This window comes from Paraburkholderia sp. 32 (assembly GCF_050435345.1).
Taxonomy (GTDB): Bacteria; Pseudomonadota; Gammaproteobacteria; order Burkholderiales; family Burkholderiaceae; genus Paraburkholderia; species Paraburkholderia tuberum.
Genome location: NZ_JBNDKD010000003.1, coordinates 750,209 through 765,643, shown reverse-complemented (window position 1 = coordinate 765,643; position 15,435 = coordinate 750,209). Strand labels below are relative to the sequence as shown.

The 15,435-nt window shown below is 66.0% G+C and carries 16 protein-coding genes; 12 read left to right on the top strand and 4 right to left on the bottom strand.

All coding sequences use genetic code 11. From position 1 onward, the window contains the following. The first annotated feature begins 80 nt into the window (after positions 1 to 80). From OKW26_RS26235 to OKW26_RS26215, 5 genes are all read left to right on the top strand, one after another. On the top strand, positions 81 to 1,370 hold the full coding sequence (locus OKW26_RS26235; protein WP_184022705.1) for an MFS transporter: 1,290 nt from the start codon (positions 81 to 83) through the stop codon (positions 1,368 to 1,370). Beyond that, entirely contained in the window at positions 1,370 to 2,335 is a 966-nt protein-coding gene (locus OKW26_RS26230) for a 2-hydroxyacid dehydrogenase (protein ID WP_429355674.1), read from the top strand. The genes OKW26_RS26235 and OKW26_RS26230 overlap by 1 nt, the downstream gene beginning before the upstream one ends. A 54-nt stretch (positions 2,336 to 2,389) precedes the next feature. Next, positions 2,390 to 3,484 (top strand): LacI family DNA-binding transcriptional regulator, encoded by a 1,095-nt coding sequence (locus tag OKW26_RS26225; RefSeq protein WP_429355673.1) that lies wholly within the window; start codon positions 2,390 to 2,392, stop codon positions 3,482 to 3,484. 83 nt (positions 3,485 to 3,567) lie between these two features. Further along, entirely contained in the window at positions 3,568 to 4,467 is a 900-nt protein-coding gene (locus OKW26_RS26220) for a YhfC family intramembrane metalloprotease (protein WP_429355672.1), read from the top strand. A 96-nt stretch (positions 4,468 to 4,563) separates the two neighbouring features. Then, positions 4,564 to 4,929, top strand: coding sequence for a DUF3022 domain-containing protein (locus OKW26_RS26215; protein WP_429355671.1), 366 nt, complete (start codon positions 4,564 to 4,566; stop codon positions 4,927 to 4,929). Positions 4,930 to 4,958: 29 nt separating this feature from the next. On the opposite strand, the gene OKW26_RS26210 is transcribed toward OKW26_RS26215, so the two are convergent. After that, positions 4,959 to 5,396: a PGDYG domain-containing protein gene (locus OKW26_RS26210; RefSeq protein WP_429355670.1), complete on the bottom strand. Its 438-nt coding sequence runs from the start codon at positions 5,394 to 5,396 to the stop codon at positions 4,959 to 4,961. 264 nt (positions 5,397 to 5,660) lie between these two features. After that, entirely contained in the window at positions 5,661 to 6,170 is a 510-nt protein-coding gene (locus OKW26_RS26205) for a Spy/CpxP family protein refolding chaperone (RefSeq protein WP_184056708.1), read from the bottom strand. A 371-nt stretch (positions 6,171 to 6,541) separates the two neighbouring features. On the opposite strand from OKW26_RS26205, the gene OKW26_RS26200 reads away from it, so the two are divergent. Next, complete coding sequence (locus OKW26_RS26200) at positions 6,542 to 7,000, top strand: Lrp/AsnC family transcriptional regulator (protein ID WP_090805298.1); 459 nt, start codon at positions 6,542 to 6,544, stop codon at positions 6,998 to 7,000. Between the two features lie 257 nt (positions 7,001 to 7,257). Beyond that, on the top strand, positions 7,258 to 8,355 hold the full coding sequence (locus OKW26_RS26195) for a saccharopine dehydrogenase family protein (RefSeq protein ID WP_187610529.1): 1,098 nt from the start codon (positions 7,258 to 7,260) through the stop codon (positions 8,353 to 8,355). A 116-nt stretch (positions 8,356 to 8,471) separates the two neighbouring features. On the opposite strand, the gene OKW26_RS26190 is transcribed toward OKW26_RS26195, so the two are convergent. Then, the gene (locus OKW26_RS26190; RefSeq protein ID WP_429355669.1) at positions 8,472 to 9,053 is read right to left on the bottom strand and encodes an AAA family ATPase; all 582 of its coding nucleotides are present in this window, start codon (positions 9,051 to 9,053) and stop codon (positions 8,472 to 8,474) included. After that, positions 9,050 to 9,196, bottom strand: a complete 147-nt coding sequence (gene cydX, locus OKW26_RS26185) for a cytochrome bd-I oxidase subunit CydX (RefSeq protein ID WP_184056699.1) — start codon at positions 9,194 to 9,196, stop codon at positions 9,050 to 9,052. The genes OKW26_RS26190 and cydX overlap by 4 nt, the downstream gene beginning before the upstream one ends. A 339-nt stretch (positions 9,197 to 9,535) precedes the next feature. On the opposite strand from cydX, the gene OKW26_RS26180 reads away from it, so the two are divergent. The 5 genes from OKW26_RS26180 to OKW26_RS26160 all read left to right on the top strand — a co-directional run bounded on the left by OKW26_RS26180 (position 9,536) and on the right by OKW26_RS26160 (position 15,410). Further along, a complete protein-coding gene (locus tag OKW26_RS26180) occupies positions 9,536 to 9,976 on the top strand; it encodes a hypothetical protein (protein ID WP_260320941.1) in 441 nt (146 codons plus the stop codon). 179 nt (positions 9,977 to 10,155) lie between these two features. After that, a complete protein-coding gene (gene corA / locus OKW26_RS26175) occupies positions 10,156 to 11,133 on the top strand; it encodes a magnesium/cobalt transporter CorA (RefSeq protein ID WP_184056692.1) in 978 nt (325 codons plus the stop codon). A 315-nt stretch (positions 11,134 to 11,448) separates the two neighbouring features. Next, positions 11,449 to 12,423 (top strand): sugar ABC transporter substrate-binding protein, encoded by a 975-nt coding sequence (locus OKW26_RS26170; RefSeq protein WP_184022717.1) that lies wholly within the window; start codon positions 11,449 to 11,451, stop codon positions 12,421 to 12,423. 291 nt (positions 12,424 to 12,714) lie between these two features. Then, positions 12,715 to 14,307 (top strand): sugar ABC transporter ATP-binding protein, encoded by a 1,593-nt coding sequence (locus OKW26_RS26165; protein ID WP_429355668.1) that lies wholly within the window; start codon positions 12,715 to 12,717, stop codon positions 14,305 to 14,307. Then, entirely contained in the window at positions 14,307 to 15,410 is a 1,104-nt protein-coding gene (locus OKW26_RS26160) for an ABC transporter permease (RefSeq protein ID WP_184056687.1), read from the top strand. The genes OKW26_RS26165 and OKW26_RS26160 overlap by 1 nt, the downstream gene beginning before the upstream one ends. Positions 15,411 to 15,435: the final 25 nt, after the last annotated feature.

Here is a 15,435-nt window from a genome sequence, read left to right as displayed (position 1 = left end):
TCGACGACAACAAGAGCGCCCACAGCGCGCCCAGATTTTTTCATCATTGATTCGGGACGACGCCGTCCAAGGAGACTTCCATGACCTCATCACTTGCGATTCGCCGTTGGTGGACGATCATGCCGATCGTGTTCATCACCTACAGCCTCGCGTATCTGGATCGCGCGAATTTCGGCTTCGCGTCGGCGGCCGGCATCAACCAGGATCTCGGCATCAGCAAGGGGCTCGCGTCGCTGATCGGCGCGCTGTTCTTCCTCGGCTATTTCTTCTTCCAGATTCCGGGTGCGATCTATGCCGAGCGCCGCAGCGTGAAGAAACTGGTGTTCTGGAGCCTCGTTCTGTGGGGCGGCTGCGCGGCGTTGACCGGCATGGTCAGCAACATTCCGTCGCTGATGGCGATCCGCTTCCTGCTCGGCGTCGTCGAAGCCGCGGTAATGCCGGCGATGCTGATCTTCATCAGCAACTGGTTCACCAAGAGCGAGCGCTCGCGCGCGAACACGTTCCTGATCCTCGGCAATCCGGTCACAGTGCTGTGGATGTCGGTCGTGTCCGGCTATCTCGTGCATTCGTTCGGCTGGCGGCAGATGTTCATCGCCGAGGGCGCGCCCGCGATCATCTGGGCGATCTGCTGGTGGTTCCTCGTCAAGGACAAGCCCGAGCAGGTGTCGTGGCTCACGCAAGAGGAAAAAGACGCGCTCGCGCAGACGCTGCGCGCGGAGCAGGCCGCGATCAAGCCGGTGCGCAACTACAGCGAGGCGTTTCGCACGCCCGCGGTCATCAAGCTGTGCGCGCAGTATTTCTGCTGGAGCATCGGCGTGTACGGCTTCGTGCTGTGGCTGCCGTCGATCCTGAAGAACGGCTCGTCGTTCGGCATGGTGGAAACCGGCTGGCTGTCGGCGCTGCCGTATCTGGCCGCGACGATCGCGATGCTTGCAGCTTCGTGGGCATCGGATAAACTCAACCGCCGCAAGGTGTTCGTGTGGCCGTTCCTGCTGATCGGTGCGATTGCGTTCGCGGCGTCGTACGGGCTCGGCTCCGCGCATTTCTGGGTTTCGTATGCGTTGCTCGTGATCGCGGGCGCGGCGATGTACGCGCCGTATGGACCGTTCTTCGCGATCGTTCCGGAGCTGCTGCCGAAGAACGTCGCGGGCGGCGCGATGGCGCTGATCAACAGCATGGGCGCGCTCGGTTCGTTCGTCGGCTCGTACGTGGTCGGCTATCTGAACGGCGCGACCGGGTCGCCCGCGGCATCGTATGCATTCATGAGCGTGGCGCTCGTCGCCGCGGTGATCCTCACGCTCGCCGTCAAGCCGGCCGCCGCCGAACAACGTGGCCCCGCTCGTCCCACCGTCGCAAGGAAAATTAGCTGATGAACAAGATCGTCGCCTGGAAGTCGCTTCCCGAGGATGTGCTCGCCTATCTGCAACAGCATGCGCAGGTCGTGCAGGTCGATCCGTCACAGCATGATGCGTTCGTCGCCGCGCTGCGCGACGCCGACGGCGGCATCGGCGCGAGCGTGCAGATCACGCCGGCGATGCTCGAAGGCGCGAGCCGGCTGAAGGCGCTGTCGACGATCTCGGTCGGCTACGACCAGTTCGACGTCGCCGACCTCACGCGCCGCGGCATCGTGCTCGCGCACACGCCGGACGTGCTGACCGAATCGACCGCCGATACCGTGTTCTCGCTGATCCTCGCGTCCGCGCGGCGCGTCGTCGAGCTGGCCGACTGGGTCAAGGCAGGGCAGTGGCGCACGAGCATCGGGCCCGCGCAGTTCGGGCTCGACGTGCAGGGCAAGACGATCGGCATCGTCGGCTTGGGTCGGATCGGCGGCGCGGTCGCGCGACGCGCGGCGCATGGCTTCAACATGAAGGTGCTGTATACGAACCGCAGCGCGAACCACCAAGCGGAGCAGGCGTATGGCGCGCGGCGCGTCGAGCTGGCTGAATTGCTCGCGCAGTCCGATTTCGTCTGTCTGCAGGTGCCGCTCACGCGAGAGACGCGGCATCTGATCGGCGCCGCCGAACTGCGCGCGATGAAGAAGAGCGCGATCCTGATCAACGCTTCACGCGGCGCGACCGTCGACGAACCGGCGCTGATCGAGGCGCTGCGCAACGGCACGATTCACGGCGCGGGCCTCGACGTGTTCGACTCCGAACCGTTGCCTGCCGACTCGCCGTTGCTCGCCATGCCGAACGTGGTCGCATTGCCGCATATCGGCTCGGCGACGCACGAGACCCGTCATGCGATGGCGCTCAACGCGGCGGAGAACCTGGTCGCCGCGCTCGACGGCACATTGACGACCAACATCGTCAACCGTGACGTCCTGGCGAAGTGATTCGCAGGGCGGCGCGCAAGCTCCCGTCCTCGGACCGGCACGAGCGATGAGCGAATGAGCACGACCCCGCCCCCGGCCAGCATGCCGCCTGGTCCCCCGAGCGCGCCGACGCGCCGCGCGACGATCACCGATGTCGCGCGTGAAGCCGGCACCGGCAAGACCAGCATCTCGCGCTATCTGAACGGCGAGTTCAGCGCGCTGTCGCCCGAGCTGCGCGCGCGCATCGAAGCCGCGATCGCGCGGCTCGACTATCAGCCGAACCAGATGGCGCGCGGCCTGAAGCGCGGCCGCAACCGGCTGATCGGCATGCTGGTCGCCGACCTGACCAATCCGTACTCCGTCGAAGTGCTGCAAGGCGTCGAGGCCGCGTGCCACGCGCTCGGCTTGATGCCGCTGATTTGCCACGCGGCGAACGAAGTCGAGATGGAGCGGCGTTATCTGCAACTGCTGACCACGTATCGCGTGGAAGGTGTGATCGTCAACGCGCTAGGCGTGCGCGAGGAGACGTTGCGGCCGGTCGGCGACGGCGGGATTCCGGCGGTGCTGGTCGATCGGCGCGTGGAGGGGCTGGTCGCCGACATGGTCGGTCTCGACAATGGCGCGGCCGCCGCGCTCGGTACGCGGCATCTGCTCGAACGGGGCTTCGAGCACATCTGGTTCGTCGTGCAGCCGTTCGAGCAGGTCAGCTCGCGGCAGTTGCGCGTCGAAGCATTCGATCGGGCGATGCGCGACGATGGCCGCGCGCGCGGTCGTACGCTGGTGCTCGATCTCGCCGATGCAACTGCGCTCGAGCGCGCTCTCGCGGAGCTGGATCGTGCGATCGACTCGCCAGGCGGGGCCGGTGCCGAGCCCGCCGGCGCCTCCCCACGCGTCGCGCTGTTCGCGGCCAACGCACCGGTCGCGTTGCGTCTCGCGCTGCATCTGAACGCGCGTTACGGCGCGCACTGGCAGAGCCGCGTCGCGCTGCTTTCCATCGACGATCCGGATTGGGCCGAGCTCGCCGGCATCACGACGATCCGCCAGCCGACCTACGACATCGGTTATCGCGCGGTCGAATTCCTGCACGAGCGCATCGAAGGCGCGCAGACGGGCGCGCGCGACTGCCTGCTGCCCGGCGAGCTGATCGTGCGTGCGTCGACCGCACGCTGATTTCCGGCCAATCTGCGATGATGCGGGCTGCGGCGCGCAGCGGTTGCGCGCCGGGGATTGCAAGGAACCCCGCAAGGATACTCATGGTCGTGCCACCGCTCACCCTCGCGAGTCTCGCGCTCGCCACGCTCGTCATCGCCGCTTTACCGTTTCTGATTTACCGACAATTGCGCCGTCCGCTCGCGCTTCGGCCGCGCGACGCGATCGCCGGCGTCGCGGTGTTCGCGCTGTTCGCGATGGTCATCGAGCGTGCACTGCACGACTATCTGTTGCGTGGCAACGAGACGACCGCGGCGTTCCTTTCGCAGCCGCTCGCGTTCGTCGTCTATGGTGCGCTGGCCGCGGGCGTTTGCGAGGAAGTGGGGCGGTTCTTCGGCATGCGGCTGCTCATGAAGCGCGCGGCGGCGCGGCCGGCGGTGCGCAAGAAGGCGAACGTCGACGCGCCCGCCGGCGTCGCTGCAAGCGCGGGCGCGAGCCCCGCCGCCAGCACGACCGCCGACACGCGCACCGCCGCATTGCGCGCCGACGATGGCGCCGCGCTCAGCTACGGCCTCGGCCACGGCGGCGCAGAAGCGTGGATGGTCGGCGTGTTCGTGCAGTTCCAGTGGCTCGTGTTCGCGGTCCTCGAAAACCGTGGCCGGCTCGGCGATTACCTCGGCAATCTGCCGGCCGAAGCGGTGATGCGCGTGCATCTGATTCTCGCGAGCCTGACGCCGCAACTGGCCGGCATTTTCGCGCTCGAACGCGTCGCGGCGCTGGTGTTCCAGATCGGCCTGTCGGTGCTGATGTGGCGCGGCGTGCGGGCCGGCTCGCGCGGCATCCTGCCGCTCGCGATCGGGGTGCACGCGCTGATCGACGTGCCTGCGGCAATGACGCAGGCGTGGCTGCTGCCGCTCGCGGCGGCCGATACGATCTATGCGGTGGCGGCGGTGTTCGTCGCGGGACTGCTGATACGGATTTACCGGCGGCCGGCCGCGGCGTGAGCGGATGAGCCGCTGGACGGCAGGCGCCTCGCTATCCTTTCAGCGTTTCTCTAAAATGCGCCTACGTTTCAGGACCTTCTTTTCCCGGCAGCCTTCATGGAAGCTTACCAATACGACTGCGCGCATCCGGAGTTCGACGAGCTCGCCCGCGTCATCAGCGATCTGTTTCCCGAGCAGACGCAGTTCATCGAGCGTGCCGCCGACGATGGCACGCCCACACTGACGGTTCACTGGGTAGCAATGCGCTTCGGTTCCACCGCGCGCCGTATCGCGATGACGGTCGCGATCGCGCCGGCGGCGCTCGCGCGTTATCGCGCGATGCCGGCGCGGTTGCGTGGCCGCAGCTTTGCGGTATTGCGCGCGTACGTCGAAGCGAGCCTGGGCTCGCTCGAAGAAATGTACGCGAATGGCGAGGCGGTCCCGCGCGAAGTCACGGTCGATCTCGGCGAAGAGTTCGCGTGACGCGCGAATGAAGCGCGGGCGAAGCGGATTCAATCCGCGAGCCGATAGACCTTCGCGAAACGCGCGGCCTGCACGACGCCATAGTCGCCGGGCGCGTACTGCATGACCCAGTCGCCGGCCGCGCCGTGCAGCACGTCGCCGCCGCTCGCGCAGCGCGCGAGCGAGAAGGACTCGTCCATCCGGCGGGCGAGTACGACCGCCGGGCGGTTGCGGTAGGCGCCGGCTTCGCCGTGCGCGAGCGCGGCATCGGCGGGCAGGTACTTCGCATCGAAGCGCTCGCGCGACACGACCCAGCGCTCGCCGATCGAGCCGGTGATCAGCGCATCGCCGCGCACATAGCGGTTCGGGCCTTCGAGGCTCATCAACTGGCCTTCGGCGGCGGCGAATTCGACGCTTACCGTTTCGTCCTTGACGACGCGTTGGGCGTGCGGATCGTCACGCAAATCGAGATTCCTGAGTTCGGTCATGAAGCGGGTGGAAGATTAGGGGGTGAGCGTTGCGGCGAGACTTGCCGCTTTGCGGCGATCGTGCGTCGAGTCGCTGGGACGGGTAGCCGGCCCAGACAGCGCGCCCCGAATAATGCCAGATGCATGAGCCGGGCGGGGGAAGGCGAAAGGCTGAGACGTGGTGAGAAAGCCGCTGTTCGGGCGCCATCGGAATTGCCGAAATCAACCGCATCCGAACGGACCCGCGCCCGCAACGGGGCAACCCCCGCCGCGGGCGCTCTTTCATTACGGCTTGACGGTCGCGTCGCTCGCGGCTGCCGCGGGCTTGCCGCCCTTGCCATGGTGGCCGCGATGATGACCCTCGGGGCCGCCCTGGTGGAACGTCGCGTCGGCGAGCTTCTTCTGCTCCGGCGACAGGCTGCTATACAGCGGATCGAACGCATCGACGAGCTTCTTCATGCCGTCCGCATGCGCCTGCGCGATCGTTGCGTACTGTTTCATGTCGTCGAGCGCGCTCACGTTGGTAGCCGCCTTGCGCTGCTCGAACAACTGGCCCATCGTTTCGCCGTTGCTGCGCATGACGTCGGCGAACGCCTTCCATTGCGTTTCCTGCGCGGGCGTGATCTTCAGTTGCGAGTGCAGATAAGCGATGCGGTCTTCGACGTTGCGTTCGTGGCCGGCCTTGGCCGCGGAGGCCGAGGCCGTGGTGTCCGGCGCGGCGGCCGGCGCGGCGGTTTGGGCGAACGCGCCGCCCATCGAAACGGCCGTAGCCAGCATAACCAGTGCTTTTTTCATCGAAACTCCTGATGTCTGTTCGTTATTGAGACACGGCGCGCGGCGAGCGTCTTGCCCCGCGCCAGCGGCGAATGGCGCCGCACCGCAAGCGGCTGCCGCATTCGCCCGGCGCCGCTATTAGTAACACGTTAACCCTACAATACGGTGCGTGTGCGACAAACGCTTACAACCGAAACGAACGCGAAACGGCTCGCGCCTGAGCGGCAATCGCGCCGGCATACTGCGCCGGGGCCGCCCCACAGTGTGCCGTGCATCTGTGACCGTAGCGCGTGACATGGCGCCGCTGCGTGCAGACGCGCGATAATCCGCGACATTCCACACCAACTTCCTTCCACACCAACTTCCTTCCACACCAACTTCCTTCCCCTTCGATGAGACCTCCGCGCCTCGACCAGCTCGACGACCTCGACCGCAACCTCGTTGCACTGCTGCAAGCCAACGCGCGCGAGAGCGTCGCGAATCTTGCGCGGCAGCTCGGCGTCGCGCGCACGACCGTGATCGCGCGCATTGCGCGGCTCGAGCGCAGCAACGTGATCGCCGGCTACAGCGTGAGGCTTGGCCAGGACGTGCTCGATTCGAGCATCGTCGCGTATGTCGGCATCATCATCGCGCCGAAGCACGGACCGGCCGTGCAGAAACGCCTCGGCAAAATGCCCGAAGTCCAGATGCTGTGCGCGGTCAGCGGCGAGTTCGACTACGTGGCATGGCTGCGCGCCGATTCACCCGAGCGGCTCAACGATCTGCTCGATCAGATCGGCGGACTAGAGGGCGTCGAGCGGACCACGACGTCGATCATTCTCGCGCGCAAGATCGACCGCGGCACGGTGTGAGTCGGCGCGCGGCGTAACCTCTTCGCGAGTGCTGAGAGAGTTCATCGTTGACGCCTTTTTTACGCTGTTTCGACAAATCGTTTGACCGATTCGTCAGAACGTCGAACCGCATGGTCATACCGCAGCATTTTGCGCGTATGAACTGTTTTTGCTTCTTCCTACACTGTCATTCAGGGGTTCGGCCCGCAGGCGCCGCGCGCAACACGCGGCGCACTTCCCAAGCTCAGAGACAGCACATGGATAACAAGGAGAAGCAGATGAAAGTAGCTATCGTTGGCGCAGGTCTGATCGGTCACACCATTGCCCATATGCTGCGCGAGACGGGCGACTACGAAGTCGTCGCGTTCGACCGCGATCAGCACGCGCTCGACAAGCTCGCCGCCCAGGGCATTCCCACCCGCCGCATCGATTCCGCCGACGCCGCCGTGCTGCGCGCCGCGATCCAGGGCTTCGACGTGCTGATCAACGCGCTGCCGTACTACCTCGCGGTCAACGTCGCATCGGCCGCGAAGGGCGCGGATGTCCATTATTTCGACCTGACCGAGGACGTACGCGCGACGCACGCGATCCGCGCGATCGCCGCAGATGCCGATCACGCATTCATGCCGCAGTGCGGTCTCGCGCCGGGTTTCATCGGCATTGCCGCGCACGAGCTCGCGAATCGCTTCACGGAAATCCGCGACGTGAAGATGCGCGTCGGCGCGCTGCCCGAGTTTCCGACCAATGCGCTGAAGTACAACCTGACGTGGAGCGTCGACGGCCTGATCAACGAGTACTGCCAGCCGTGCGAGGCCATCCGCGATGGCCGCACGCAATGGGTGCAGCCGCTCGAAGGCCTCGAGCATTTCTCGCTCGACGGCACCGAGTACGAAGCGTTCAACACGTCGGGCGGGCTGGGCACGCTGTGCGAAACGCTGGCGGGCCGCGTCGAATCGCTCGACTACAAGTCGGTGCGCTATCCGGGTCATCGCAACCTGATGCAGTTCCTGCTCGAAGACCTGCGTTTGTCGAGCGACCGCGATACGCTGAAGACCATCATGCGCCGCTCGGTGCCGTCGACCGCGCAAGATGTCGTGCTGGTGTTCATCACCGTGAGCGGCATGCGCGACGGTCAGCTGGTGCAGGAGGTGTTCACGCGCAAGATCTTCGCGAAGACCGTCTGCGGGGTGCCGATGAGCGCGATTCAGATCACGACCGCCGGCGCGATGTGCGCGGTGCTCGATCTGTTCCGCGAGCGCAAGCTGCCGCAAAAGGGCTTCGTGCGCCAGGAGCAGGTGTCGCTCGGCGATTTTCTGGCGAACCGCTTCGGCAAGTTGTACGAAGGGCAGTCGCTGGAGGCGATGGCGACCGTTTGAGGCCGGCATGGCTCGCGTCGAATGAAAATCCCCGTACGTCGGCGACGTACGGGGATTTTCCGTTTTTCAGCCATCATCGGGCCGGCGCGGCACTCGCCAGACAGAAGGGAGGGCCGTCATCCAGCCACGATTTGCGCGAGGAGCGCTTCATGGTCCGCCGAACTGGGCGCGGTATTGTCGAACATCAGCAGACCCTCGCGGCTCGCGCCGCTCGGCTCGAAGCGCCGCCGCCGGTAGTCGTCCCAGTGCGCGAGCTTGTACGCATCGTTGGGATTCGCGCGCGCGACGATCCGCTGCCGCGCCACGTCCTCCGAGGTCCGCACCCACACGACACGCAACCTCACGTCCGACGCGACGCCGAGCCACGCATGATCGAACAGCCGCCGCTCGCGCACCTCGCGAGACAGCGGGCCGACGACCAACGCGCTGATGCCGAGTTCGAGATTGTCGCGCGCCGTATCGATGAGGCCGCGATACTCGGGGTCGCGCAGATGCTGCAGGAAAAGAGGGCTGTCGCGATCGTTCGGATTGCCGGTCAGCATCGCCATCGCGGCCGCGCTATAGCCGCCGTACAGCGTGTCCTTGTCGAGCAGGCAGAAGGGGGTGCCGCTCACTTTCATCAGCGGGCCGAGCAGTTTTTTCGCCAGCGTCGTCTTGCCCGTGCCCGCATGACCGCAAAAGAAAACCAGAGAAGTCACGCAGGCTTGTCCTCACGCGGCGCGGCGGCGTCATCGGGGCGCGGGTCGCGCGCGAACGTGCCGTTGGCCTCGAGCCACATCACGTTGATGATGCCGAAGCCGAGCGCCACACCCACGCCGAGAATCCAGGTGAAATACCACATCGCAGTCTCCTTGATCGTGCGTCCGGCGACGCGGATCGACAGGCATGCCGGCAACCGACGATGGCCAGCCGCGAGCGCGGCCGCCTGCACCGATCATGAAGAAGAACGCCGCGCCATGCAAGAGGCGCGGCGCCCGAGCTCCGTGCGCCGGGGCTGGCGGTATGTCCGCGCGTTGCTATGATGCGCAACGGTGATGCGTACGAGCGTACCGTGTCCGCCGAACCGGCGGACACGGAGCGACGACCCACACCGCGTAGTCGGAAACGCGGGCCGCAATCGAGAGCACAGGGGAGAACCAGCATGCCGAGGCGCCTGTCTTGCCGCTGCCGAGCCGCACGGATGGCCGGGTCCGCACGCTGCGCCGCGTTGGCCGCATGCGTCGCGCTCAGCGTGCTCACGCTGGCCGGCTGCGCGTCGACGCCGGCCGAGCCGGTACCGTTCAAACCGGTGCCTGCCGAGCGCATCGTCAGACAGGGCTATACGGCGCCGGGCCCCGGCCTCGTCGCGGTGGACGTGCGGCGCGAGCGTTCGCGCGACGTGATCGTGCGGTTCCGCAATGCGCTCGTCTATATCGACGGCGAGCGCGTGACCGACCTGATGAACGGCGAGCACGTGGTGTTCTATCTGCGGCCCGGCGCGCATCGGATCGGCGTATCGACGCAGTTCGATCCGGTCATCGAGCTGAACTTCGTCGTGACGGCCGACCCGCGCTACACGAACCGCGCCTCGGTCACGTTCAACGACGATCACCGCATCGGCCTGCAGCGGGTCGCGCAGTAGCCTGTCGTCGCGCATTAACAATTGGAAACGCGCGGCTCACGCGGCACGTCTTAACATGGCGGCTGATTCAAGCCGGCTGGAAGCGTGCTTGTCCGTTCATGCAGACCCGTCGACCGTCTTACGCAATGCTTACGTGAGAGGGTGGCGAGGTCTGCTTTTGTATGCAAGGTAATCCGAACATGCTGATCAATTGCGCCGCCTATCAGGACGGCCGGAAACTCGCCGACATCGATATCGACAGCATCAGCGACTACGTCTCGCGGCGCGAGTGCTTCGTCTGGGTCGCACTGAAAGACCCGGAGCCGGAGGAACTCGCGGCCATGAAAGACGAATTCAATCTGCACGAGCTCGCGATCGAAGACGCGCAACACGGTCATCAGCGCCCGAAAATCGAGGAGTACGGCGATTCGGTCTTCACCGTGATGCACACGGTCGAGATGGATGAGACAGGCGAGCTGGTGATCGGCGAAGTCGATGTGTTCGCCGGCACCAACTATGTGCTGTCGGTGCGCCGCGGCACGCGCACCGGTTTCCAGAGCGTGCGGACGCGCTGCGAGCGCGAGCCGCATCTGTTGAAGGAAGGCTCGGCGTTCGTGCTGTACGCACTGATCGACGACGTGGTCGACCGTTATTTCCCGATCATCGAGGCGATGAGCACCGAGCTCGAAACGCTCGAGGACCGCATCTTCGAGAAGAACGATTCGGCCGCCTCGCGCGCGATCGTGCAGGACCTGTACTCGATGAAGCGCCGGCTCGTGATCCTCCAGCACCATATCGTGCCGCTGCAGGAAGCGGTCGGCAAACTGACGGGCGGCCGCATTCCGAGTGTTTGCGCAGGCATGCAGGCGTACTTCCGCGACGTCTACGACCACCTCGACCGGATCGTCAGAACCATCGAGGGGCGCCGCGAAATCGTCGTCACGGCGGTGCAGGTGAACCTCGGCATGATCTCGCTCGCCGAGAGCGAAATCACCAAGCGGCTCGGCTCGTTCGCGGCGCTGTTCGCGGTGCCGACCATGATCGCCGGCATCTACGGGATGAACTTCGAGCGCATTCCCGAGCTGCATTTCAAGTTCGGCTATCCGGTCGTGCTGGCGGTGATGCTGGCGATCGACTGCGTGCTGTACCGGCGTTTTCGCAAGGCCGGCTGGCTGTAGCTGGCGCGCCGTTCAATTTCCTCGGGGTTTCACTTGCGGCGCGCGCGATACCAGGCCAGCATAAGCGGCCTGTGGGTCGCGCCGCACGCGACGCACAGGCGTCATCGACTGCACGAACTGAGCGAGGGAACCTTGCCACACGCTGCCCGGATCGATCGAGCGCATTGCGGCGCCGCAGATGTTGCGCGCCGGTGCGTTGCAACAGCGCGAATCGTTGACATTCCGAAGAGCTTGCGCTGAGAATGGGCCTCGCAAACGTTTGCGCATCACAAAAAATACGGCTCGCCCGCGAGCCTGACAACCTTGGAGATACGCATGAGCCATCGAACCCGTCGTCGCATTCTTGCCGCCGCAGTTCTCGCCACCGCCTCCGCCGTCCTGCCTTTTTCCGCCGCCCACGCGCAGAACGCCCCGGCTCATAAGCCGAAGGTCGCGCTCGTGATGAAGTCGCTCGCCAACGAGTTCTTCCTGACCATGGAGACCGGGGCGAAAGACTATCAGAAGCAGAACCCCGGCAAGTTCGACCTGATCACCAACGGCATCAAGGACGAAACCGACACCGCCAACCAGATCCGCATCGTCGAGCAGATGATCGTGTCGAAGGTCGACGCGATCGTGCTCGCGCCGGCCGATTCGAAGGCGCTGGTGCCGGTCGTCAAGAAGGCGGTCGACGCGGGCATCATCGTCGTCAACATCGACAACCGGCTCGATCCGGACGTGCTGAAGTCGAAAGACCTGAACGTGCCGTTCGTCGGCCCCGACAATCGCAAGGGCGCGCGGCTCGTCGGTGACTACCTCGCGAAGCGCCTGAAGGCCGGCGACGAGGTCGGCATCCTCGAAGGCGTGTCGACCACCACCAACGCGCAGCAGCGTACCGCGGGCTTCAAGGACGCGATGCAGGCAGTCGGCGCGAAAGTCGTGTCGGTGCAGTCGGGCGAGTGGGAAATCGACAAGGGCAACGCGGTCGCATCGGCCATGCTCAACGAGTATCCGAACCTGAAGGCGCTGCTCGCCGGCAACGACAACATGGCGATCGGCGCGGTGTCGGCCGTGCGCGCGGCCGGCAAGCAGGGCAAGGTGCTGGTGGTCGGCTACGACAACATCAACGCGATCCATCCGATGCTGAAGGACGGCCGCGTGCTCGCCACCGCCGACCAGTTCGCGGCGAAGCAGGCCGTGTTCGGGATCGATACCGCGTTGAAGGCATTGAGCGAAAACAAGAAGCAGTCGCAGCTGTCGGGCGTCGTCGAAACGCCGGTCGTTCTGGTGACGAAGGACACCCTGAAGTAAGCGCGCCGCGCCCGGCGTGAAGCACGAGCCGGGCGCAGCCGGAAAAACGCACGGGAAGCCGCAAAAATCACCACGAATTATGGATAGCGTGTTTTAGAGGCAAACCACCACCCAGCGATCCGCTTTTATTCAACGAACGCTCAAGAATCCCGCCGCACCGCCGTTAATCCCAGAGATAAGCGTCATGACGGCGGCTCGCTTGGTGAGAGGGAGCGCGGCCATGAGCAGCTGTGCATTCCGCGTAGTGGGGCGCCACGAAGGCGCCAGAAGCGCCATGTAACCAGGAGCGCGATGGATTCGACCGACCACGACGCCTTGCCTGTCGTACTGAGCGTCAGCGGCATCGGCAAGACCTATGCCGAACCGGTGCTCGCCGACGTATCGCTGTCGCTGCGAGCGGGCGAGGTATTGGCGTTGACCGGCGAGAACGGCGCGGGCAAGAGCACGCTGTCGAAGATCATCGGCGGGCTGGTCGAAGCGAGCGCGGGCACGATGCGGCTTGCCGACGCGCCGTACGCGCCCGCGAGCCGCACCGAGGCCGAGGCGCTCGGCGTGCGCATGGTCATGCAGGAGTTGAATCTGCTGCCTACGCTGTCGGTCGCCGAGAACCTGTTCCTGAACCGGCTGCCGCGTGCGGGCGCGTTCAGCTTCGGCTGGATCGATCGCGGCAAGCTGCGCGAGAACGCGCGCGAGGCGATGACGCAGGTCGGGCTCGACGCGATCGATCCCGACACGCTGGTCGGCGAACTGGGCATCGGTCATCAGCAGATGGTCGAGATCGCCCGCAACCTGATCGACGACTGCCGCGTGCTGATCCTCGACGAGCCGACCGCGATGCTGACCGCGCGCGAGGTCGATCTGCTGTTCGAGCAGATCGGGCGGCTCAAGGCTCGCGGCGTCGCGCTCGTCTATATCTCGCACCGGCTCGAGGAACTGGCGCGGGTCGCCGAACGGGTCGCGGTGCTGCGCGACGGCCGCCTCGTGCATGTCGACGCGATGGCGAACCTGACGAGCGAGCAGATCGTCACGTGGATGGTCGGCCGCGAGCTCGGCGAGCATATCGATCTCGGCGAGCGCAACATCGGCGCGCCGCTCCTGAAAGTGGAGCGGCTCGCGCGCGGCAAGGTCGTGCGCGACGTGTCGTTCGAGGTGCGCGCGGGCGAGATTTTCGGTGTGAGCGGACTGATCGGCGCGGGCCGCACCGAGCTGATGCGGCTCATCTACGGCGCCGACCGCAAGGACCGCGGCAGCGTGTCGCTCGCCGCGACGCCGGGCGCGCCGCCTACGCCGGTGCGAATCGACTCGCCGGCGGACGCGGTACGCGCGGGTATCGCGCTGATCACCGAAGACCGCAAGGGCGAAGGCCTGCTGCTGCCGCAACCGATCGCGGCCAACCTGTCGCTCGGCAATCTCGGCAGCGTCGCGCGGCACGGCGTGGTCGACGCGAAGCGCGAGAACGCGCTGGCGCACAAGCAGATCGCCGCGATGCGGATTCGCAGCTCGGGGCCCGCGCAGGTTGTCGGCGAGCTGTCGGGCGGCAACCAGCAGAAGGTCGTGATCGGCCGCTGGCTCGCGCGCGACTGCCGCGTGCTGTTGTTCGACGAACCGACGCGCGGCATCGACGTCGGCGCGAAGTTCGATATTTACGGCCTGATGGGCGCGCTCGCTCGCGACGGCCGTGCGCTCGTCGTGGTGTCGAGCGATCTGCGCGAACTGATGCTGATCTGCGACCGGATCGGCGTGATGTCGGCGGGCAGCATGACAGGCGTGTTCGAGCGCGCGAGCTGGAGCCAGGATGCGCTGCTCGCGGCTGCGTTCGCCGGCTACCGCGGCCGTGACGCGCTGCTGCACACGCACGGCGTCAACGAAGCAGGGAGTCTGTGATGACCGATCAATCGTGGCGCGAGGCAGCGGGTGTCAAACAGGACGGCCATTTGGGCGGCCAGCAGGATGGCCAGCAGGACGGCAAGCAAGGCGGTGCGCCGGACGCGCCCGCCGTGACGCCGCCCGCCGATCCGTCGGCGCCGCTCGCGAGCGGCAAGCCGGCCGGCACGCGGCTCGGCTTTTCGAACTACCTGGGCCTCGCCGGCGCGCTGCTCGCGATGATCGTGCTGTTCTCGCTGCTGAGTTCGCACTTTCTGACCTACGACACGTTCAGCACGATCGCGAACCAGATTCCGGATCTCGTCGTGATGTCGGTCGGCATGACCTTCGTGCTGATCATCGCGGGGATCGATCTGTCGGTGGGCTCGGTGCTCGCGCTCGGGGCGTCGGTGGTCAGCGTGGTGACGCTGAAGTGGGGCTGGGGGCCAGCTGCCGGCGCGCTGCTCGGGGTCGCGGTCGCGGCGCTGACCGGCACCGTGACCGGCGCGGTGACGGTGGGCTGGCGAATTCCGTCGTTCATCGTGTCGCTCGGCGTGCTCGAGGCGGCGCGCGGCATGGCGTATCAGATGACCAATTCGCGCACCGCGTATATCGGCGATGCGTTCGATTTTCTGTCGAACCCGATCGCGCTTGGCATCTCGCCGGCCTTTCTGATGGCGGTCGCGGTGATGGTGATCGCGCAGCTGGTGCTGACGCGCACGGTATTCGGGCGCTATCTGGTCGGGATCGGCACCAACGAGGAAGCGGTGCGGCTCGCGGGCGTCAATCCGCGGCCGTACAAGGTGATCGTGTTCGCGCTGATGGGCGCGCTGTCCGGACTCGCGGCGCTGTTCCAGATCTCGCGGCTCGAGGCGGCCGATCCGAATGCGGGTGTCGGCCTGGAGCTGCAGGTGATCGCGGCGGTCGTGATCGGCGGCACGAGTCTGATGGGCGGGCGTGGTTCGGTTATCAGCACGTTCTTTGGCGTGCTGATCATTTCGGTGCTGGCGGCGGGTCTCGCGCAGATCGGCGCGAACGAGCCGACCAAGCGCATGATCACCGGCGCGGTGATCGTGGTGGCGGTGGTGCTCGATACGTACCGCAGCCGTCGCAAACGCGCCTGAGGTGGGAGCCGCCGCGCAACGATGA